The sequence below is a fragment of the Streptoalloteichus tenebrarius genome, assembly GCF_024171885.1.
Lineage (GTDB): Bacteria > Actinomycetota > Actinomycetes > Mycobacteriales > Pseudonocardiaceae > Streptoalloteichus > Streptoalloteichus tenebrarius.
Genome location: NZ_JAMTCP010000061.1, coordinates 1 through 19,358, shown reverse-complemented (window position 1 = coordinate 19,358; position 19,358 = coordinate 1). Strand labels below are relative to the sequence as shown.

19 protein-coding genes and 2 tRNA genes are annotated in these 19,358 nt (G+C 70.7%); 13 read left to right on the top strand and 8 right to left on the bottom strand.

Features of this window, described 5'->3' with window-relative positions; translation table 11 throughout:
* The first annotated feature begins 231 nt into the window (after window positions 1–231).
* Together LX15_RS29970 and sph are read left to right on the top strand one after the other, a co-directional pair.
* Window positions 232–426 (top strand): hypothetical protein, encoded by a 195-nt coding sequence (locus LX15_RS29970; protein ID WP_253674329.1) that lies wholly within the window; start codon window positions 232–234, stop codon window positions 424–426.
* An 81-nt stretch (window positions 427–507) separates the two neighbouring features.
* On the top strand, window positions 508–1,479 hold the full coding sequence (sph, locus tag LX15_RS29965; protein WP_253674328.1) for a sphingomyelin phosphodiesterase: 972 nt from the start codon (window positions 508–510) through the stop codon (window positions 1,477–1,479).
* Between the two features lie 36 nt (window positions 1,480–1,515).
* Here sph and LX15_RS29960 read toward each other — a convergent pair whose 3' ends face one another.
* Complete coding sequence (locus LX15_RS29960; protein WP_253674325.1) at window positions 1,516–2,760, bottom strand: helix-turn-helix domain-containing protein; 1,245 nt, start codon at window positions 2,758–2,760, stop codon at window positions 1,516–1,518.
* 170 nt (window positions 2,761–2,930) lie between these two features.
* On the opposite strand from LX15_RS29960, the gene LX15_RS29955 reads away from it, so the two are divergent.
* From LX15_RS29955 to LX15_RS29935, 5 genes are all read left to right on the top strand, one after another.
* Window positions 2,931–3,446 (top strand): PH domain-containing protein, encoded by a 516-nt coding sequence (locus tag LX15_RS29955; protein WP_253674324.1) that lies wholly within the window; start codon window positions 2,931–2,933, stop codon window positions 3,444–3,446.
* The gene (locus LX15_RS29950; protein ID WP_253674323.1) at window positions 3,443–5,140 is read left to right on the top strand and encodes a PH domain-containing protein; all 1,698 of its coding nucleotides are present in this window, start codon (window positions 3,443–3,445) and stop codon (window positions 5,138–5,140) included. The genes LX15_RS29955 and LX15_RS29950 overlap by 4 nt, the downstream gene beginning before the upstream one ends.
* Before the next feature lie 37 nt (window positions 5,141–5,177).
* Window positions 5,178–6,395 carry a cytochrome P450 gene (locus LX15_RS29945; protein WP_253674321.1) on the top strand — a complete coding sequence of 406 codons (1,218 nt, stop codon included), beginning with the start codon at window positions 5,178–5,180 and terminating at the stop codon, window positions 6,393–6,395.
* 244 nt (window positions 6,396–6,639) lie between these two features.
* Complete coding sequence (gene orn / locus LX15_RS29940; protein WP_253674316.1) at window positions 6,640–7,287, top strand: oligoribonuclease; 648 nt, start codon at window positions 6,640–6,642, stop codon at window positions 7,285–7,287.
* A gap of 79 nt (window positions 7,288–7,366) precedes the next feature.
* Window positions 7,367–7,442: transfer RNA gene (locus LX15_RS29935), tRNA-His, on the top strand.
* Window positions 7,443–7,620: 178 nt separating this feature from the next.
* Here the strand turns inward: LX15_RS29935 and LX15_RS29930 are convergent.
* On the bottom strand, window positions 7,621–8,769 hold the full coding sequence (locus LX15_RS29930; RefSeq protein ID WP_253674315.1) for a L,D-transpeptidase: 1,149 nt from the start codon (window positions 8,767–8,769) through the stop codon (window positions 7,621–7,623).
* Between the two features lie 175 nt (window positions 8,770–8,944).
* Here LX15_RS29930 and LX15_RS29925 point away from each other — a divergent pair.
* A tRNA-Lys gene (locus LX15_RS29925) sits at window positions 8,945–9,017 on the top strand.
* A 246-nt stretch (window positions 9,018–9,263) separates the two neighbouring features.
* Here LX15_RS29925 and LX15_RS29920 read toward each other — a convergent pair.
* The 5 genes from LX15_RS29920 to LX15_RS29900 all read right to left on the bottom strand — a co-directional run bounded on the left by LX15_RS29920 (window position 9,264) and on the right by LX15_RS29900 (window position 13,073).
* Window positions 9,264–10,157: an NsdA family TPR-like regulatory protein gene (locus LX15_RS29920; RefSeq protein ID WP_504978737.1), complete on the bottom strand. Its 894-nt coding sequence runs from the start codon at window positions 10,155–10,157 to the stop codon at window positions 9,264–9,266.
* A complete protein-coding gene (locus LX15_RS29915; protein ID WP_253674313.1) occupies window positions 10,158–12,065 on the bottom strand; it encodes an FtsK/SpoIIIE domain-containing protein in 1,908 nt (635 codons plus the stop codon).
* 164 nt (window positions 12,066–12,229) lie between these two features.
* Window positions 12,230–12,436 (bottom strand): hypothetical protein, encoded by a 207-nt coding sequence (locus LX15_RS29910; protein ID WP_253674307.1) that lies wholly within the window; start codon window positions 12,434–12,436, stop codon window positions 12,230–12,232.
* Window positions 12,427–12,798, bottom strand: a complete 372-nt coding sequence (locus tag LX15_RS29905; protein ID WP_253674305.1) for a WhiB family transcriptional regulator — start codon at window positions 12,796–12,798, stop codon at window positions 12,427–12,429. Before LX15_RS29905 ends, LX15_RS29910 begins: the two co-directional genes overlap by 10 nt.
* On the bottom strand, window positions 12,795–13,073 hold the full coding sequence (locus LX15_RS29900) for a helix-turn-helix domain-containing protein (protein ID WP_253674303.1): 279 nt from the start codon (window positions 13,071–13,073) through the stop codon (window positions 12,795–12,797). Before LX15_RS29900 ends, LX15_RS29905 begins: the two co-directional genes overlap by 4 nt.
* Window positions 13,074–13,228: 155 nt before the next feature.
* Here LX15_RS29900 and LX15_RS29895 point away from each other — a divergent pair, with 155 nt between their 5' ends.
* Complete coding sequence (locus LX15_RS29895; RefSeq protein ID WP_253674301.1) at window positions 13,229–13,624, top strand: helix-turn-helix domain-containing protein; 396 nt, start codon at window positions 13,229–13,231, stop codon at window positions 13,622–13,624.
* 153 nt (window positions 13,625–13,777) lie between these two features.
* Window positions 13,778–14,920, top strand: a complete 1,143-nt coding sequence (locus LX15_RS29890) for an NsdA family TPR-like regulatory protein (protein ID WP_253674299.1) — start codon at window positions 13,778–13,780, stop codon at window positions 14,918–14,920.
* Here the strand turns inward: LX15_RS29890 and LX15_RS29885 are convergent.
* Window positions 14,888–15,460 (bottom strand): NUDIX hydrolase, encoded by a 573-nt coding sequence (locus LX15_RS29885; protein ID WP_253674297.1) that lies wholly within the window; start codon window positions 15,458–15,460, stop codon window positions 14,888–14,890. The two genes, LX15_RS29890 and LX15_RS29885, sit on opposite strands and share 33 nt — an antisense overlap.
* A 1,143-nt stretch (window positions 15,461–16,603) precedes the next feature.
* On the opposite strand from LX15_RS29885, the gene LX15_RS29880 reads away from it, so the two are divergent.
* The 3 genes from LX15_RS29880 (at window position 16,604) to LX15_RS29870 (ending at window position 19,069) form a co-directional block, all read left to right on the top strand.
* Entirely contained in the window at window positions 16,604–17,119 is a 516-nt protein-coding gene (locus LX15_RS29880) for a hypothetical protein (protein WP_253674295.1), read from the top strand.
* A gap of 6 nt (window positions 17,120–17,125) precedes the next feature.
* Complete coding sequence (locus tag LX15_RS29875) at window positions 17,126–18,247, top strand: MAB_1171c family putative transporter (RefSeq protein WP_253674293.1); 1,122 nt, start codon at window positions 17,126–17,128, stop codon at window positions 18,245–18,247.
* A 69-nt stretch (window positions 18,248–18,316) separates the two neighbouring features.
* Complete coding sequence (locus LX15_RS29870; protein WP_253674291.1) at window positions 18,317–19,069, top strand: SDR family NAD(P)-dependent oxidoreductase; 753 nt, start codon at window positions 18,317–18,319, stop codon at window positions 19,067–19,069.
* Window positions 19,070–19,358 lie beyond the last annotated feature (289 nt).

Below are 19,358 nucleotides of genomic sequence, written 5' to 3'. Positions count from 1 at the left end.
CCGCTTCTTCGTGACAGTTATGTGTCAGGAAATCGACACCGCGCTGTCAATGTCTCTCGGTGCCTCTCGGTGCCTCCTGGAGTCTCTCGGGGCCTCCCCGAGCTTCCCGGAGCATCTCCGGCCACGCCCGGTCAAGAGAGGCGGGCGGACGGGAACGGCCACCGACGCGGGTCACCACCCCACGCGTGTTTCCCCATCCCTGCCAACACCCCCGACGAAACGGAAATCGAGATGCGCCGACATCCCGCTGCCCCCCTGCTGGCGGTCGCCGCGCTCGCGCTCGGCGTCCTGACGACGGTGGCGCCCTCGGTCACGGCGGCCGCCACCGGGCCGACCGCGCCCCCCACCGTCAGCGACCCGCACTGCGCGCCCGGCTCCCCCGATCCCGACCACCACACCTGCGGCATCGAGTGGCCCGACCCGTAAACCGGCGCCCGACACCGCGCGTTCACCCGTTCGACGAACGATCGTGACGCGCCGGCCCCCGCCGACCGCGACCATCCGGCCATGCGAAGACGAAGCTTCCTCACGTCGCTGGTGGTCGCGGTCGGCATGGGGCTGACCGCCACCCTGACCGCCGTCCCGGCCTCGGCGGCGCCGGCCGGGCCCGCCCCCGCCCCGCGCGTCGCCACCTACAACGTCTTCCTGCTGTCCAGGGGGCTCTACCCGAACTGGGGCCAGGAACAGCGCGCCGACCTGATCGCCGCGCAGGGCGTCCTCCGCGGCCAGGACGTCGTGGTGCTCCAGGAGGCGTTCGACAACGACGCCTCGGCCCGGCTACTGCGCGGCCTCGCCGCCGACTACCCGCACCAGACGCCGGTGCTCGGCCGCTCCCGCGCCGGATGGGACGGCACGACCGGCCGGTACTCCGACCTCACGCCCGAGGACGGCGGGGTGAGCGTGATCAGCCGGTGGCCGATCACCGAACGCCGGCAACACGTGTTCGCCGAGGGGTGCGGGGCCGACGCGCTCGCGCAGAAGGGGTTCGTCTACGCCCGTCTGGCCTCGCCGGCCGGACCGGTGCACGTGGTCGGCACCCACCTCCAGGCCGAGGACGGGGCCTGCGGCGACGCCGCCGCCGTGCGCGCAGGGCAGGTCCGCGAGATCCGGCGCTTCCTCGACGACCGGCGCGTGCCGGCGGACGAGCCCGTCCTCGTCGCCGGCGACCTGAACGTCGTGGCCGGCACCGCGGAACTCGACCGGACGCTGGCCGCGCTCGACGCCCGGCGCCCCTCGTTCACCGGCCACCCGTTCTCCTGGGACCCGCGCACCAACTCGGTCACGGCCGCGCAGTACCCGGGGCAGGAGCCGCAGCGGCTGGACTACGTGCTGCCGCTCAACGGGCATCCCGCGCCGGCGACGTGGACGAACGAGGCCACCGCCATCCACAGTCCGAAGTGGACAGTCAGGTCCTGGTTCCGCGAGTACTCCTACACCGACTACTCCGACCACTACCCCGTCCTCGGCCACGCCGGCTGAACCGGGTGCACGCGTGCCGGGCCGGGGTCGCCGGGGTCAGTCGCTCCGGCCCGGCACGACCGCCCGCAACGCCAACTGCGCCACGTTGCGCCACAACGCCGGGTCGATGCTGACCGACCCGAGGCGCTCCAACAGGTCCGCCAGCTCGGAACGCGCCTCGCGCAGCCGTTCGGCGTCGGCCAGTTCCACCGCCGCGCGCACCAACAGGACGCGGCAGCGCAGCTCGTCCTCGTGGTCGAGCGTCCCCACCTCCAACGCCCGGCCGGCCAGGTCCCACGCGGCCCGCGCGTCGCCCGTGCGCAGCGCCATCTCGCCGCGCAGGGCGTCGACCTGCGCCGCGAGCTGGGAGCGGGGCGCGACGGAGGCGGCGACGCCGTTGAGGACCCTGGTCAGCTCGGCGACCTCGGGCTCCTCGGCGCGCAGCCCGATCGCCACCGCCGCGAGGCTCACCCGGTGCCGGAACTGGGGCTCGACGTCGACGCTGTCCAGCAGGCGCTGCGCGGTCGCGATGGACTCGCTGGCCTCGGCGCGTCGACCCAGCCGGTCCTCCACCTGCGCCTTGACCCACCACCCCGACACCGCGACCCGGTCGGGTTCGGCGTCGCGCAGGGCGAGCGCGAGCTGCTGCACGGCCTCCTCGGCCTCGGCGAGCCGCGCGGCCCTGGCCAGCTCGCTGCACAACGCCACAAGGCAGCGCAGGTGGGTGGCCGCGGTCAGCGGGTCCTGCGGGTCCTCGGTCAACGCGACGGCCGTGCGCACCGCGTGCACGGCCTCGGCCGTCCGCCCGAGCTGACGCAACGCGGCCGCCCGCATGACCTCGACCAGGGCGTCCACGGCGGCGCCCGGCGACCAGGAGTCCAGCAGCTCCTCGGTGGCGACGATCAGCCGCTCCGGCTCCTGGCCCCTGGCCAGCAGCGCGGCCCTGGTCCAGCGCACGCTCCAGCCGAACATCGGCTCCTCGGCCACGCCGCCCAGCTCGTCGAGCAGGGACACCGCGCGGGCTGTCTCGCCGTCGCGGTGGGCGAGCACGGCCTCGCACCACAGCAGCGCCTGCCGCTGCTCGACCGCGGGGGCACGGCCGACCAGCTCGGCCGGCTCGACCCCGAGCGCGGCGGCCAGATGGGCCACCACCTGCGGGGACGGCGCCCGCTCCCCGGACTCCAGCCGGGAGACGTAGCTGGTGGAGACGCCGGGTCCCGCCAGGTCCTTCTGCGCCAGCCCGCGCCGCAGCCGCAACGCCCGCAGCCGGTCGCCGAAACCGGCGGTGGGCCGCGCGGTCATCGCGGATGACTTTCCCGGGCCTCTGTTGTCAGTCGTTTCGCGTGCCACGGCAGCCCATCGCAGGAGAGGGTTGACAAGACTTCCCGCATTATTGTCACCTCCGTCACCCTCGTCTGGACCGCCCCGGCCAGTCGTTACCTGATTGCGCGGTTGGCTGCGACCCTGAAGGCGTGAGACCGAACGGGGAGACGGGGGCGGCCCGACCACGCCTGCGGGCGCCACGACACCGCGTCAGCCGCAAGGCGGTGACCTGGTGGTTGGTGGAGGAGCTGATCGGGACGGTCCTGTTGCTGGTCCCCCAACTCGTGGCCATGTTCTTCTGGGACGCCGGGCGCCCCACGCTGGTGGGGACCTCGATCGCCACGGCCGTCCTCGGCGCGGTCGGCTGCGTGGTGATCCCCCGCTGGCGGTACCGCGTGCACCGGTGGGAGGCCACGCCGGAGGCCGTCTACACCCGGACCGGGTGGTTCGTGCAGGACTGGCGGGTGGCGCCGCTCTCCCGGATCCAGACCGTCGACACCAAGCGGGGGCCGCTCCAGCAGATGCTGGGGCTGGCCACGGTGACCGTCACGACGGCCTCGGCCGCCGGCCCGCTGGAGATCCCCGGCCTCGACCTGGAGGTGGCGCAGCGGCTGGTGGAGGAGCTGACCGCGGCCACGCAGGCGACGCGGGGTGATGCGACGTGACCACTCCCGGCGATCCGACGACACCCGGCCCGATCACGTCCGGCCCGATCACGTCCGGCCCGGCCGCGCCCGGGCCGGCCGCGCCCGGGCCGGTTCCACCCGCGCCCGTCGCGCCCGGCTCGTCCGCCGGCGGTCCGCCGCTGGACCTGCCGCCGATGCCGCCCGCCAGGGAGTGGGTGGACCCCGCCCAACAGGACTGGCGTCGGCTCGACCCGAGGATGCTCGCGGTCAAACCGATCACCGAGGCCGGCAAGCTGCTCCTCCCGGCGGTGCTGGTGCTGGTCGTCGGTGGAACGGACCGGTGGAAGCTGTGGGCGGCGCTCGCCGGCGGCGGGCTGCTCGTGGTCGCGGGCGTGATCCGGTGGGCGACCACCCGGTACCGGATCAGCGAGACGCACGTGGAGCTGCACTCCGGCCTGTTCTTCCGGCAGCAGCGCTCGGTGCCCAGGGACCGGCTGCGCACGGTCGACGCCACGTCGGACGTGGTGCACCGGCTGTTCGGGCTGAGCGTCGTCAAGGTCGGCACCGGCCGCAACGACAAGGTCGGCGAGGAGGACGAGCTGACGCTCGACGCCGTCTCGGCGGCCGAGGCCGAGCACCTGCGGCAGGTGCTCCTGCGCCGCACGCCGGGCACGGCGGCCACCGCGGGCGCCGAGGCCGCGACGCCGGAACAGGAGACGCCAGCGGAGGCCGAGCCCGGCGAGGTGCTGGCGGCGTTCCGGCCGGGCTGGCTGCGGTTCGCGCCGCTGACCCTGTCCGGGCTGGCCGCGATGGGCGCGCTGACCGGCACCGCCTTCCAGGTGCTCAACGAGCTGGACGTCGACCCGGTCCACCTGGGCCCGCTGCGAGCCGTGGCGCAGTGGCTGGAGCGCACCCCGCTGCCGTTGATCATCGCCATCGTGGTCGTGGTCCTGCTGGTCGTGCTGACCGCCGGCGCCATGGTGCTGTACCTGGTCCAGTTCTGGGGCTTCACGCTCACCCGGGAGTCCGACGCCACCCTCCGGGTGCGCCGGGGACTGCTGACCACGCGGTCGGTCTCGCTGGAGGAGGACCGGCTCCGGGGCGTGCGGATCAGCGAGCCGCTGTTGCTGCGGGCCGGTGGCGGCGCGAAGTGCGCGGCGGTCGCGACCGGCCTGGGCACCGGGGCCGGCAGCGACACGCTGCTGCCGCCCGCGCCCAGGGGCGACGCGCACGACGTCGCGGCCACGGTCCTGGCCGTGGAGACCGCGCCGACGACGGTCCGGCTGCGCCGGCACCCCCGGATCGCGCGGCGTCGGCGGCTCGTGCGGGCGGTCGTGCCGGTCCTGGCGCTCGCCGCCGCCCTCGGCGTGGGCGCGGCCACGGGCCACGTGCCGTACTGGCCGTGCTGGGTGGCGCTGGCGCTGCTGCCGGTCGCGGTCCTGCTCGGCCTGGACCGCTACCGCAACCTCGGGCACGCGCTGACCGAGCGCTACCTGGTGGTGCGGTCGGGGTCGCTGGTGCGGCAGACGGTGGCCTTGCAGCGCACGGGCATCGTCGGCTGGCGGATGCGGCAGTCGCCGTTCCAGCGGCTGTCCGGGCTGGTCACGCTGAGCGCGGTGACCGCGGCCGGCGAGGGCGCGTACGAGGTCACCGACGTCGATCTCGGCGACGGGGTGGCGCTGGCGGACGAGGCCGTCCCTGGTCTGCTGCGGCCGTTCCTGGAAACGTCGTGAGGGTCCCCCCTCGACGTTGACCGGGAGAGGCGATCCGATGGCCCAGCCCGTTGTTGATCCCGCCGACGACCTGCCCCGCTTCCCCATGGCCCGGCGCCCGGGTTTCGACCCGCCCACCGAGTACGCGCGGCTGCGGGCCGACGACCCGGTCACCCCGGTTCGGCTGCGGCACGGCCAACGCGCCTGGCTGGTGACCCGCTACGCGGACGTGCGCCGGGTGCTCAGCGACCCGGCGACGTTCAGCTCGGACCCGAGCCGGCCCGGCTACCCGCAGTTGCGGCCGGTGGTCGACCGGAAGGCGGCGCCGGGCAGCTTCCTGGTCACCGACCCGCCGCTGCACACCCGGTACCGCCGGATCCTGGCCCACGACTTCACCGCGGCCAGGATGGAGGTGTGGCGGCCCCGGGTCGAGCGGATCGTCGAGGAGTGCCTGGACGCGTTCCTCGCCTCGGCCCGGCCGGCGGACCTGGTGGCCGGCTTCGCCCTGCCGATCCCCACCCAGGTGACGGCCGCGATGCTCGGCGTCCCCTACGCCGACCGGGAGTTCTTCACCAGCCGCAGCCGGCGGCACCTGGACCGGTCGCTGCCGGCGGAGGAGGTCAGGGCCGCGCTCGGCGAGCTGGAGTCCTACCTCGCCGAGCTGATCGCGGCGAAGGACCGCGACCCGGGCGAGGACCTGGTCAGCCGACTGGTCACGCGGTACCTGCGGACCGGGGAGGTCAGCAGGGACGAGCTGGTCGGGATGACGGTGTTACTGCTGGTCGGCGGGTACGAGACCACGGCGAACGCCATCTCGCTGTCGGTGTTGGCGCTGCTCGAACACCGCGCGGAGTGGGAGCGGCTGGTCGCCGAGCCGGAACGGGTCGACGCCGCCGTCGACGAGCTGCTCCGCTACCTGGGCCTGACGCAGCACGGGCTGGTGCGCGCCGTCACCGAGGACGTGGAGCTGGGTGGGCGGCTGATCAGGGCGGGCGAGGGCGTGATCGTGTCGTTGTCCTCGGCCAACCGGGACGCGGGGCGGTTCGTCGACGCCGACCGGCTGGACGTGTGCCGCTCGGCGAAGGGGCACCTCACGTTCGGGTGGGGGGTGCACCAGTGCATCGGGCAGCACCTGGCGCGGCTGGAGATGTCCCTGGCGTTGCGGGCGCTGGTGCGGCGGGCCCCTGACCTCCGCGTGACCGTCCCGCTGGCGGAGATCCCGTTCCACTTCGAGACGCCGTTCTACAGCGTGCGCTCGTTGCCGGTGACCTGGTAGCGGGGTGATCGGCCGGCCGCCGGGGGACGGGTCGGTTCCCCCGACGGCCGGATCACCCGGGAGGAACGCAAGATCACCCGAAGGCGTGGTCCGGGGTGGTCCGAGGGCGCTGCTGCTCGGCCACCCCCACCTTCCCTCGAACGGCGGTTCCGTCTCCCCCGGGCACCGTAAATCGTGACGGCGGGCACACCAACCGCCACGGTGACGGGGGCCCGCCGGTGGGCGGCGGGCTAGGCTCGCGCGGGTGAACGACCGTCTGGTGTGGATCGACTGCGAGATGACAGGGCTGGACCTGGCCAAGGACGCCCTGATCGAGATCGCCGCGCTGGTGACCGACGCCGACCTCAACGTCCTCGGGGACGGGGTCGACGTCGTGATCCACGCCGACGACGCGGTGCTGGACACCATGCCGGACGTGGTGCGCGACATGCACGCCCGCTCGGGTCTCACCGAGGAGGTGCGCCGGTCCACGGTCACCCTCGCCGAGGCCGAGCAGCTCGTCCTCGACTACATCCGGCGATACGTCCCCGACTCCCGCACCGCGCCGCTGGCAGGCAACTCGATCGCGACCGACCGCGGGTTCATCGCCCGCGACATGCCCAAGCTGGACGCCCACCTGCACTACCGGATGGTGGACGTCTCCTCGATCAAGGAGCTGTGCCGGCGCTGGTTCCCGCGCATCTACTACGCGCAGCCGGAGAAGGGACTGGCGCACCGGGCGCTGGCCGACATCAAGGAGTCCATCCGGGAGCTGGCCTACTACCGGCGCACCGCGTTCGTCCCGCAGCCGGGGCCGAGCAGTGAGGAGGCGCAGGCGGTGGCCGCCGAGCTGCTGGAGCGCGACCGCGCGCGGGAGCGGGAAACCCCTGGTGAGACGGCCGCGACCCCCTGATCGGCGGGGCGATTTCTGATCTCGCGACCCGACGCGCTACGATATGCCGGCGCCACGGCGAGAAGCCGAGGACAGCATGGTGGGTGTAGCTCAGTCGGTAGAGCACTGGGTTGTGGTCCCAGGTGTCGCGGGTTCAAATCCCGTCACTCACCCCAGGCGAAGGGCCCCGGAGAGATCCGGGGCCCTTCGCCGTTGTCGGTGTCTCCGGCGTCGGTTGATCCTCGGCGGTGGCCGGCCCAGGTGTGGGCGACTCGGGGTTGACCACTGCGTTGACCGCTGCGTTGACCGCTGCGGGGGTGACTGACGCGGCGTGGGCTTGGAGTGGCCGCCGTCTCAGCGTCGGCCGCCGAGCACCCAGGTCTCCCACGGCACCTGCCAGTCGCCGTAGCCGTCCCACCACTGGAGCGCGGGTCCGCCGCTGTTGGTGACGATGACCACATCACCCTTCTTCACGGTGTCGTGGAACCACTTCGCGTAGCCGGGGGCGAGGTTGATGCAGCCGTGGCTGACGTTGCGGCGGCCCTGGTCGCCCACGGACCACGGCGCGGAGTGCACGAACTCGCCCCCGTTGGAGATCCTGGTCGCCCAGTCGACCAACATCCGGTAGCCGCCCTGCTCCAGCGGGAGGCCGTAGGTGGTGGAGTCCATCAGGAACTGCGAGTGCCGTTCGGTGACGACGTGGACGCCGTTGTTGGACGGAAAGTCGGGGCTGCCCATCGAGATCGGCATCGCGTTGACCAGCTCACCGTTGATCGTGACCGTCATCTGGTGCGTGGCGCCGTCGGCGGTGGCGACGAAGGCGTTGCCCACGACGAAGTTCGTCCTGCGGTCCTCCGCGCCGTAGGCGCCGTTGCCGAAGTCCCTGCCGTAGACGCGGGCGTCGACGGAGACCTGGGTGCCGACCGGCCAGAACTCCCTGGGCCGCCAGTGGAGCTGCTGGTCGTCGAACCAGTGGAAGGCCCCGTCCACGGCCGGCGTGGTGGTGATCCGCACCGACTGCTCGGCCACGTCCTTGTTCGCCACCGGCCCGTCGAAGACCAGGACGATCGGCTGGCCGACGCCCACGACCTCTCCCTCCGCGGGGTCGGTGGCCACGGTGAGCATCGCGGCGGGCTTGACCGTGGTGAACGTCGCCTTGCTGGTCACCGGCCGGTTGTCGCGCCCCTCGCCGGTCGCGGTCAGCGTGTAGGTCCTGCCGTAGCCCAGCGGCTCGGCGGCCGCCCAGCCCCCGCCGTCCGGGGCGAGCTGGCCGGCGACCTGGCGGCCCTCCTCGTTCGTCATCACCACGTCGACCAGGCGCCCGTTGCTCGCCGTCACGCGCACCGGTTGGAGCGGCGGCACGTTGGCCGCGCCGTCGCCCGGGTCGAAGGCGATCGACACCGGCGGCGGCGCGGAGCTGGTCGGCGGGGGCACGTCCTGGCCGGTGCAGGCGGCCAGCGCGACCAGCACCACCATCACCACTGCGCTTGTGACCTTGCCCACCTCCCGATGACACACCCTCCCCCGCCCCGCCGCCGCTCGGGACCCTCGCCACCCCTCCAGCACCACCCGATCGGCCTACAACACCCCCCTTGACCAGGCGATTCGTTGTCTGCCGGAACCGTGTGCTAACTTTTCTCCCGTCGCGCCGGGCGGAACGAAGAACCGGACGGAGCGAGCGCCGCTAGCTCAACTGGCAGAGCAGCTGACTCTTAATCAGCGGGTTCGGGGTTCGAGTCCCTGGCGGCGCACTCCACCAAGAAGCGGGTTGTGGTCCCCCACGGGACCACAACCCGCTTCTTGCTTTCCCGGCGAAGACTCACACCTCGTTCCCCAAGCGCGCTGGCAGCCGCCGGCCGCTGCTTTGTCGCAGCCGTGACTCAGGTCTCTTTCATCACGCAGCCCTCTCCCGCATCAGCGTGCTCGGCGATCAATAAGAGCGAATGTGTTCTGCCTCGCATGCCCCGTTCCGGGTGCCCCCTGAACATCCGCAGGACTCAGATCGTCAATGCGGCGAGCCGGCGTCGATGGCGGATGGAGCCGATCTGTTCCGCGAGCTCGCGTGCCTTTGCCGCCTGTTCTCGTGCCGCCGCGCGTTCTCCGGTTGTGGCGAACGCTCGGGCGAGATCGGCTCGGACAGCGACCTCAGCCCGGGTGAAGGAAGGGTCGAGCTGCGCGAGAGCGCGCGACAGAACGTCCACGGCGGACTGGCTGTCGAGCCGCGCCAGGGCGTTTCCCCGCCACCGCGCGAGGTGTGTCCGGCCGAACACGAGGTACGGCGTCTCCGCCGGATCGGGCTCGTCGGGCATGGTCCGGTCGGCCTCGTCGAAGGCTTCCATGCTCTCCCGTGCGCGCCCCTTCGCCGCAGCGGCCTCGCCGTGGGCAGCGGCGAGCCACGCGCGGAGCAGTGGCGGGGCTTCACACTTCCCGATCTTGTTCGCGTGTTCGGTCAGCTCGACGGCGCCGCTGGCGTCGCCGATGTCCACCAACACGACTGACTGCGCCGCGCAGGCGTACGCGTAGAGCCCGGGAGACTCAGCCTCCCTGGCTGCCAGCCGCGCGGCGTCGTAATGCTCCCAGGCGGCCGTGGTCAGGCCCAGGTCAAGCGACTGCCATCCGGCCAACGTGTTCGCGTCGACAAGGACCGTGGCGAGGCGGACTCGGATCGCGGGTCGCAGAACATGGCGCATCGCCTCCCGCATGTGGTCGATCTGGTGCCGGACCTCGTTGAGGACCTTCACCGCCCCGAGTCGGCGATCAACGGCCCTGGGTAGCCACCTGTGGTGGAACCTTCCGTGGAGGCGGAACAGCGCCCTACGCGCGCAGGCGCACGCGCGCGTAGGGCACCGTCTCCGAACCTTGCGGAACTTCCGTGGAACTCGGCGCTCCAACTACCTTCCGTCATGCTCCTGACGAAGCCGCCGCGTGGCGCGGTAGTACCCGTGTCGACGAGCACGAGTGATCATCTTCTGCTCTTCGAGCGCGTCGAGTTCACGGTAGACCCAGGTCTTCCGACGGCCGCAAGCTTCGCACAGGGCTTCAACGTTGGTTCCGTCGTTGCCCGCGGCGAGGAGCGCAGTCCGAAGCGCGGCATGTGCTTCCTCGTTGGTGAGCCTTGACTGCTGAGGCGGTGACGCCGTCGGCGTGCGAGCCGGCTCACTCGGTTCTGCGACCACCACCGACGTGCCCTGCTCCACTTCTTCACCCCGACGCGGCTTCTCCAGATCAGGCCGCTCTTCCGGGTTGATTCGCCGCCGCGCGTACGCAGTTCCCGCCGCACGAGCGGACACAGGATCGAGTGCGGGTTGGCGACCCCGCCAGGTCTCGACCACCTGGGCCACCGCCGCATCGTCCACCCAGTAGCAGCGGACGAGCGCCGGTCGCTCGGCACCAGCGGCCTCGACGAAGCAACAACCGGGTCGGTCCTTGCGAATGGTCGCCGGGTCGGTGGCGGCCGTGTCCGTGACAACGGTCGCGGCTTCGCTGGTCTTCATGAACCGGAAGGCCGCGCGGGTCCGGAGCTGCGCGCGGACCTGGGTCGAGCCGACAGCGTTCGCGGTCGGGTACTGCGTGGCTAGCACGAGTTGGACACCCAACGCACGCCCGCGCCGTGCGACCGACTCCAGATCCGCCACGACGTCGGCAGGCAACTCGGCGGCCTCGTCGATCAGGACGCTGATCACCGGTGCCGCTGGGCTGGACTGCCACACGCGGTGTCGCGCCACCTGCCCGCGAGCGTCCACGACGGCGCGGAGGGCAGCCAACATGTCAGCGGCCTCGCTCGTCGTGGTGGCCAGCCAGTCACACACGGGCCACCACGGGCGGAGTTCCATGCCGCCCTTGAGGTCGATCGCCCACAACAGCGCGTCGGGAGCGGTCACCACGTGGCAGGCGACCAAGTTCAACAGGCCCGACTTCCCCGACCCGTTCGTCCCGGCGAGTAGCGCGTGATGCGTTCCGGTCACCTGGTCGAAGAGCGGGACTCGGCAGGTGTCGCCGTCGTCGTACGGTCCGACTTCGAGCGGGACGGCGATCGACCGAGCCGGCTTTCCGGTCCACAGGATGGTCTTCCGGTGTGGGTCCGCGTGAACCACGCGGACGAGCGCGACGTCAGCCCGGTCCGGGCAAGGTTCGGCGCGCAGCGAGCCAACCGGGAGCTTGAGCACGCTTTCGACAGTGCGCAGCTTGGTCATCACGTCGCGGGCGGTCTGTCCGGCGGCGAGCGTGAGCCGTCCGGTCCAGCCCCACGTGTTCACAACGACGCCAACGAGCTTCGATCCTTTCAGTCCGGTTGCCTCCGCGATGCTGGGCCATGCCGCCACGGTGCGCTCGACCCGGACTTGGGATCGGATGCGGTGATGTGCCCACCACGGGACCGCGCAGAGCAACGCGGCGACCGCGAGCACGCGCAGGAGCACCGGGTGGCCGGCACCGAGGCAGGCCGCAGCAACCAGCCAGGCTCCTACCGTCGCGGCAACAACAACCGTGTAGGCGCGTTCAACGCGGCGATCGTGCGCCCGACGAGTCCAGAACGCCGCAGCGGCCACCGCGACGAGCACGACGAGGAGGGTCATCCCGGTACCGAGCCACCGGTGCGCCAAGGCGCCGCCGCCCCACACGAGGAACGTCAGGTAGATCGGAGCCAGGTAGTACCGGTATCGCCACGCCAACACGTGCAACGGCTCAACGTCCGAACGGTCGCGGCGCCGAGGTCGTCGGCGGTCACGTTTCACGGTGAGTGCGATGACCGGCTGATGACGCCGCCCGAACTGACGAGGGCGGGTCGGACGGGTACGCATGAGTACTCCTTGCCGGGACAGCAGGGATCAGGCGTCAGAGAAGAAGCTGCATGTGGCGCTGTGGTCGCTGGCCACGCGCGAGCGAGGGCGACAGCGCCCGGGTGTGTCCGGCATGGCCGGGGCCGACGGGAGGTAGCGCACGCCGGACCCGGCCAAGCCAGCCGTCAGGTGACGATCTTCGTGACGGCCTGGGCGAGCGCGCCGATCACGTTCGCGGTGATCTCGATCAGCGTTCCGCCCCACGACGTGCCGCCAAGGAACAGCCCGGCGAGCAGGATCGGCAGGCCGTAGATCAGGTAGACGTGGCGGCGCACGAGCAGCCAGCCGCCCCACAGCACGAAGATCACGGTGAGCGAGAGGGTCACGGACACGTCGGCTCCTCTCCGTCCTGGTGCTCGTCGTCGTGCGCACGTCGGCTGCGCCAGTGCGGGAACAGCGCCTGCCGGTCCTGCTCCGGCAGGCCGCCGAACACGCCGGCCGTGCGCTCCCCGGTCGCCCGCAGCTCCAGTTCCAGGCAGTGGTCGGCGACCGGGCACCCCTCGCAGAGACGACGCGCCAGCTCTCGGTCCGCGTCGTCGTCCCCGGTCAGGTCAGGCGCGTCGCCCTCACTGAACACCCACACGCACAGGCCGTCCCGCATCACCGCGTCGGCCAACACGTCGTCCGGGACGCCCCGAAGCCGATCGAGGCGTGCGGCGGTCCGCCGCAACTCCTCGGGCGGCAACGCGTTCACCACGTCGCACCCCCGGCCCGCTCGAACTCCCGAGCCGTCCGGCGCTCCGCCGCGAGCCGCGCGACGTCAACCACGCCGCCCGTCCCCGCCGCCTGCCGCGCCAGCGCCTCGACGGCCCCGGCCGGAATCACGTACCGGGTGCGGAGCCGCACCGCCGGAAACGCGTTCTCCCGAATCGCTCGGTAGACGGTCGCCGGGTCGACGCGGAGAATCCGCGCCGCCTCCGGGACCGTGGAGAAGGTCGGGACCGCGCGTCCCGACGCCGTCTCAGTCATGGCCGTATGCCTCCAAAGACTGATTTCACCCCACCGAAAACCAACATCAGCGCTGATTCATGAGAATTCACGCTGGTTTCAGTCCTCATGCCGCGACTGCTTCACTTCCCGCGCTAACGTCAGCGCCGAGGCGGAGCACGAGCGCGGAGGCGCAGGTGACGGAGGACTGGGCCGCGGTCGCGGCGGCGCTGAACGCGCGCACGGCCGAGCTCTCGATGAAACAGAAGGAGCTCGCCGAGCGGTCGGGCGTTTCGCTCGCCATCATCCGCGAAATGCAGCAGGACCGGATTCGGCGTCGGAGAAACCCGCGCACGCTCGAAGCCCTGTCGATCGCGCTGGGCTGGCACCCGCAGCACCTCACGGCGGTGCTGCACGGCCAGGAGCCCCCTTCGGCCGAGGGTTCTCCGGCCCCAACCCCGGAAGACCCGGTGGTCGTCCTGCTGGACACCCTTGTTCGCGAGGTTCGCGGACTGCGCGCCCAGGTCGGAGCCCTGGCGAACCGACTCGGCCCCGGACGGTCCGATGATGCTCGGAAACATCCGAAGCGGTAGCCCGCTCGTCGTTCCGTCCTGTGGCAGCGCTCGTCGCATGGCAACAGGAAACGGCGCGACGGACCTTCCTCGTAATTGGCGGCGCTTAACGTTCCCCGCGTTAAGCCGCGTTAAGGGCGCGGGTCAGAAGGCGTCTTCGGGTGAGGGCTCGTGATGGCGAAGACCAAGCTCCAGGCGGTCCGCAAGGCATTGGGCCACACCCAACAACACGTCATCAGGCTCCTGATCCAACGAGCCAGGACGCGCGGGATCTCCCTTCCGGCCCCGGCCAGCCTCCAGACCATGCTGTCCCGCTGGGAGAACGGGCACGAAGAAGTCACGACACCCGACTATCAGAAGCTCTTCCGCGAGATCTACGGCCGAACCAACGAGGAATTAGGGTTCCCACCCGAACCGGAAGACGAGTCGTTAGAGGAGCTGCGGGCACGCATCGCCGTCGCTCGCAGCATCGACGTCGAGACCATCGAGCAGTTCCAGCAACAGGTCAACCTCGCCCGCACCTCTGACGCACGCTTCGGCGCGACGACCGTCCTTGACCAACTCAACAGCCACATCGCCCAGATCCAACGCATCCTCACGTACGCGGTTCCGCTCCGGTACCGCGCCCGACTGTCGGCCGTTCTCACCGACGCGAGCACCCTCGCAGGGTGGAACTCCCTCGATCGGGGAGCGATCAAGGCAGCCTGGGATCACCACGAAACGGCCAAGCTCGCCGCCCGCGAGGCTGACAGCCCCTCGCTTCTCGCCCACGCGACCGCCCAGCAGGCCGTGATCCTTCTCGATCTCGGCGAGACCGCCGCCGCAGTCGAGAACTTCGAGGTCGCGCGTCTCCTTGTCGACCGACACGCTCCCGCCTTGCTTCGGGGCTGGCTCGCCGCAGCCCACGGTGAAGGGCTCGCGGCGCAAGGTAGGAGAGACGACGCTCTTCGAGCCTTCGACGAAGCCGACGCGCTCTTGCCGGCCGATCCGGTTGATCCCCGAATGCCGTTCCTTCTCCTCAACCGGGCACACCTCGCGCGATGGCGCGGAAGCGCGCTCACCCGCCTGGGAGAACAGGAAGCGATCGACCACCTCGAAGCAGCCGCCCGCGCGATCCCCACCGCGGGTCGACGAGCCATCCGAGGGGAGGCGGGGATGCTCGTCGATCTGGCCTTCGCCTACGCTGCCGCCGGCGACCGGGACGCGGCGTTGGAATACGCCCGCAAGGCGCGCCAACTCGTCTCCCAGATCGGGTCCGACCGCCAGCGGCGGCGTCTCAAGCGGCTAGTCCTTCCCGGCTCCGCCGAGATCGCGTGAGGCCAGGTAGTAGAGAAGCGGAACGATCGCCCCCGCGCCCAACACCTCGCCCCGCTTCACCAACTCCAACATGCGCTTGATCGGAATCCACTCGATCCGCGCGGCCTCTTCCGCGTCGGTCGGGTCTCCGACCTTCTCGACCTGGCGCCACAGAAACACGTCCGTCTGTGCCCGCACCATGCCCGGCAGCGGCTGGAAGCTCAACAGGTGCTCGGGCTCACCCACGGCCCGATAACCGGTCTCCTCCTCGATCTCGCGCGCCGCTGTCCGCGCCGCTTCCTCGCCTTCTTCGACGAGCCCACCGACCAATTCGTAGCCCCACTGGTCGACGGCGAACCTGTATCGCCAGAGCGTCAGCACCCGCTCTTCCTCGTCGACCACGAGCGCAATTGCCACGCGGTGCAGGTTCACCACGTGATGCTCGAACCGTCGCCCATCCGGCGGCTCGACGTCTACTAAGGCCAGTCGTACCCACTGGTTGTCGTAGACGGTCCGCTCACCACGAACCGTCCACTCCAACCCCTCCGCGCTCTCCGTCACCTCCCCAGTCTACGTCTGTCCTCGAAATATCAAGATCACCAAATCGTCTGAGCAAACGACGCAACCCACGATAATTCTACTGTTGCTTAATCTTCGGCAACAAGTCGAACACTGGGTCCCAGATACTCTTTACTTCATCAGGAAAGGCATTCGACCAAGAACCACGAACGCCCTCCGCACGATCAACTCTGACAAGAAGTCCAGATCTTCGCCAATTTGCGAGAAGATTATGTGGCGGTCGCGGTTCGTTCGCCTGCGCCCGTGAACAGAATCCCGCACCCTCTCTTGCGTCGCGATGTCGAGAGTGAGCGCCAGTGTTAGCTTAGCAGCAAGGTTAGGAATTACATCGAGATTGTCAGCCACTCGCGAGAAGATATACTCCTCAGGACCTGAATCTCCAGGCAGGAAGGCAGTATCCCGCGAGCGGGTAGATTCATTCAGGGCGCCAAGCGACTGCGGTTCATAACCCGGCTCCTCCCTCTTGTCGCCGTCGAGCAAAGCTATTGCTGGAAACTTCTTCGTCGGATTCGAGTCGTGATAACGAGCGTGGTCTCGGGCATAAGTCGCGCCGCCTAGGCTGTGTACTTCTATCCCAGACCGGTAAAGAATCGGCGGGGTTTACCCGGCGACTGCCTAGCCTAGTAGGAGATAGGGCTGTCCTACCCACGACGTCGAGGTCCAGGCGACTGTTTGGTACGTGGCGGGACTGTTCTGTCCATCAGGTGGGCTGGTGGTGCCTCTGGTGCATGCCGGTGGGGACTTGGGGCACGTGTAGTCGCTGGTGGTGCTGGTCCGCATGGGTGAACTTTCGACTCTTGTCAGCGGGTTCGGGGTTCGAGTCCCTGGCGGCGCACTCCACCGAGAAGCGGGTTGTGGTCCTACACGGGACCGCAACCCGCTTCTCGCGTTTCTGGGCCAGGAGCGGCCATGTCCCGGTCGGGTCGACGGCCGGCATGTCGGCCGTGCGGCTGCCGGCGGGACCGTGCCCCGGCGGCGAGGACCCTGGCCTTGATGTCAGCAGTGGGAGGATGTCACGGTGGGTGATCGGCGCAGCGCGAACAGCATTCCCTCGGGGGCGGGGACGCTGAGAGAATGGGCCGTACCCCCGCGCGTCCGGCTGGTCGAGGATCGGAGGAGGTCACCGTGCGGCTCCGCAGGCTCCGACGAGACTGCCGGTCCCGCATCCGCCACCTGAGCATCCAGAGTCCGTTCGACGTCCGGGTCTTCTGCGCGGACCTGGCGCGGCAGCGCGGTCGGCCGCTGCACCTCCAGCCGATCAGCGGGCTCACGTCGCCAGGGGCGCCGAGCGGACTGTGGCTGGCGACGGACACGGCGGACCACATCTTCTACGAGCAGGACACCAGTCCGCTCCACCACGACCACATCATCCTGCACGAGGTCGGCCACATGCTCTGCGAGCACAACCAGCTCGCGTTGGACGACGTGCGGACCGCGTTCCGCGCCATCGGCTCGGTGGACCCGGCGCGCATCAGGAGCATCCTCCCGCGCATCCGCTACAACCAGGACGAGGAGCAACAGGCCGAGATGATCGCCACCCTGATCCTGGAAGACATCGGACGCATCCCGGCCCCGTCCCCACTGACCGGCTTCATCGCCGGCCTGGAGGCCGGCATCGGCTACCACCGAAGCGCGGAGTAGCGGCCGATGGTGCTGGAGCTCGTCGGTGTCGCCAGCATGTGGCTGGTGGCGTTCGTCAAGGCGCCGCAGGCGCTGCGCCACCCCCAGCAACGCGCCCTGTGGCTGGCCATCACGACGATCGCGGTGGCGATGTCGCTGCGGCTGGAGGGAGTCGACCGCGTCCTCCAGGGGCTCGTCGGCGACCCGCACACGATCGACGTCGCCCGGCAGGTCTTCGCGACGGCCGACTCGGCCGCGTTGCTGTGCTTCGTGCTGCTGGCGGCGGGGCGAGCCCGGCTGATCATGCCCGTCCTGCTGGTCAGCGGCGTGGTGATCACGGCGTTGCTGTGGATCGACAGCGCCTCCCCGCCCCACGCCAGGAACGTGGTCAACGCCGACCCGGGCCCCTCGCCCGCGTACTGGGGCCTGTACTTCGCGTTCCTCTTCGTCGCGGACTTCGTGTGCGCCGTGGTGTGCTGCTTCCATGGCCGCCAGGCGGACCACCGCCCCCTGCGGGTCGGGCTGCTGATGTTCGGCACCGGCATGGGCCTGGCCTGCTTCCTGTGGATCCTGTTCCTGCTCTACCTGGCCACGGAGTCGCAGGTCGCGTTGGCGTTGCTCTCCCCGGTGACCGGGATCGAGGCGCTGTTCCTCGCCGGCGGTGTGCTCGTGGCGTCCTCGGCGGCGTTGTTCCGGCCGTTCGTCGCGCTGGCGGCGTTGTTCGAGCTGCGGCCGTTGTGGCGCGACATCACGGCGGCGGTGCCCACCGTGGTCATGGTCGAGGCGCACCGGGGCGTCACCCTGCTCACGGCGCCGAGCCTGCGGGTCTACCGGACCATCATCGAGATCCGGGACGGCCTGCTGTTCCTGCGCAACTACGTGTCGCCCGCGACGTTGGAGGCGGCGCGGGAGCACGTGGTGGCGCACGGCGTCGCCGACGACCTGCTGGACGCGACGGTGACGGCGTGTTGGCTCGTCGCGGCGCTCGACGCCCGCCGGCGGGGCGAGGAGCCCCAGCCCGAACCGCCGAACCTGGTCAGCCAGGGCGGGACCCAGCTCGATACGGAGCTGCACTTCCTCCGTCAGCTCAGTAGGGCGTACCGGTCCCCGCTCGTGCGGGACTTCGCCCGGCGGGAGCGAGTCGCGTAGATCGCGTCCTGCGGGCGGAACGGAACCAGGAACGGAAACCCCGAAGCAACAAGGAAAGGATGTTCGTTGATGACACGCCGAGCAGTACTCGTCACTGGCGCTTCGGGCGGCATCGGCGCGGCGATCGCGAGGGCGTTCGCCGACGCCGGAGACCAGGTCGTCCTGCACTACGCCAGCGGCAGGGAGCGGGCGGAGGAGCTGCTCGCGACGTTGCCCGGCGACGGCCACCACGCGGTGGGCGCGGACATCACCGACCCGGACGGCGCCCGCCACCTCGTCGAGGCGACGGTCGAGGCCGTGGGCCGGCTCGACGTGCTGGTGAACAACGCGGGCGTGTCCCGTCCGCACCACCCGGTGCTGGAATCGTCCTATGAGGACTGGCAGGCGGCGTGGCAGCGCATGGTCGCGGTCAACCTGACCGGCCCGGCGAACGTCATCCACCGCGCGGTCCAACACATGCGGGACCGAGGCGGACGGATCATCAACGTCGGCTCGCGCGGCGCGTACCGGGGCACGCCGTTGATGCCGGCCTACGCGGCGACCAAGGCCGGTCTGCACGCGCTGGGCCAGACGCTCGCGCTGTCGCTGGCCCAACACGGCATCTCCGTCACGGCCGTGGCCCCCGGGGTGGTCGACGCCGGCATGGCGGAGGACCTGCTGAACGGGCCGGACGCGGACGCGGTGCGGGCGCAGAGCCCGTTCGGCCGGGTCGCGACCGCCGAGGAGGTGGCGCACGCCGTGCTCTACCTGGCCTCGCCCCAGGCGGAGTTCGCCAGCGGCACGGTCATCGACGTCAACGGCGCGTCCTACCTCCGCGCCTGACCGTCGTGTCGGCGCCGCGAGCGACGGGCGACGACCGCGAGGACACCGGGACGGGGGTTCGCCAGGCCGTACGATTGATCGCCGTGACGGCGCGGAGGGCAGGTGGGGACGCGGGCCCGTGCGGCCCGACGAGCCGTCACCTCCGGGTGAATCGGCGACCCTCGACCGCCATCGAGGGATATAATCGGAGATTGACCGGAAACCGGAAACCGGAAACCGGAAACCGGAAACCGGAAACCGGAAACCGGAAACCGGAAACCGGAAACCGGAAACCGGAAACCGGAAACCG

Coding starts and splice junctions, on each gene's coding strand:
- LX15_RS29970 (WP_253674329.1), top strand. CDS start 232: ATGCGCCGACATCCCGCTGCCCCCCTGCTGGCGGTCGCCGCGCTCGCG.
- sph (WP_253674328.1), top strand. CDS start 508: ATGCGAAGACGAAGCTTCCTCACGTCGCTGGTGGTCGCGGTCGGCATG.
- LX15_RS29960 (WP_253674325.1), bottom strand. CDS start 2,760: ATGACCGCGCGGCCCACCGCCGGTTTCGGCGACCGGCTGCGGGCGTTG.
- LX15_RS29945 (WP_253674321.1), top strand. CDS start 5,178: ATGGCCCAGCCCGTTGTTGATCCCGCCGACGACCTGCCCCGCTTCCCC.
- LX15_RS29915 (WP_253674313.1), bottom strand. CDS start 12,065: ATGCGTACCCGTCCGACCCGCCCTCGTCAGTTCGGGCGGCGTCATCAG.
- LX15_RS29900 (WP_253674303.1), bottom strand. CDS start 13,073: ATGACTGAGACGGCGTCGGGACGCGCGGTCCCGACCTTCTCCACGGTC.
- LX15_RS29890 (WP_253674299.1), top strand. CDS start 13,778: ATGGCGAAGACCAAGCTCCAGGCGGTCCGCAAGGCATTGGGCCACACC.
- LX15_RS29875 (WP_253674293.1), top strand. CDS start 17,126: ATGGTGCTGGAGCTCGTCGGTGTCGCCAGCATGTGGCTGGTGGCGTTC.
- LX15_RS29870 (WP_253674291.1), top strand. CDS start 18,317: ATGACACGCCGAGCAGTACTCGTCACTGGCGCTTCGGGCGGCATCGGC.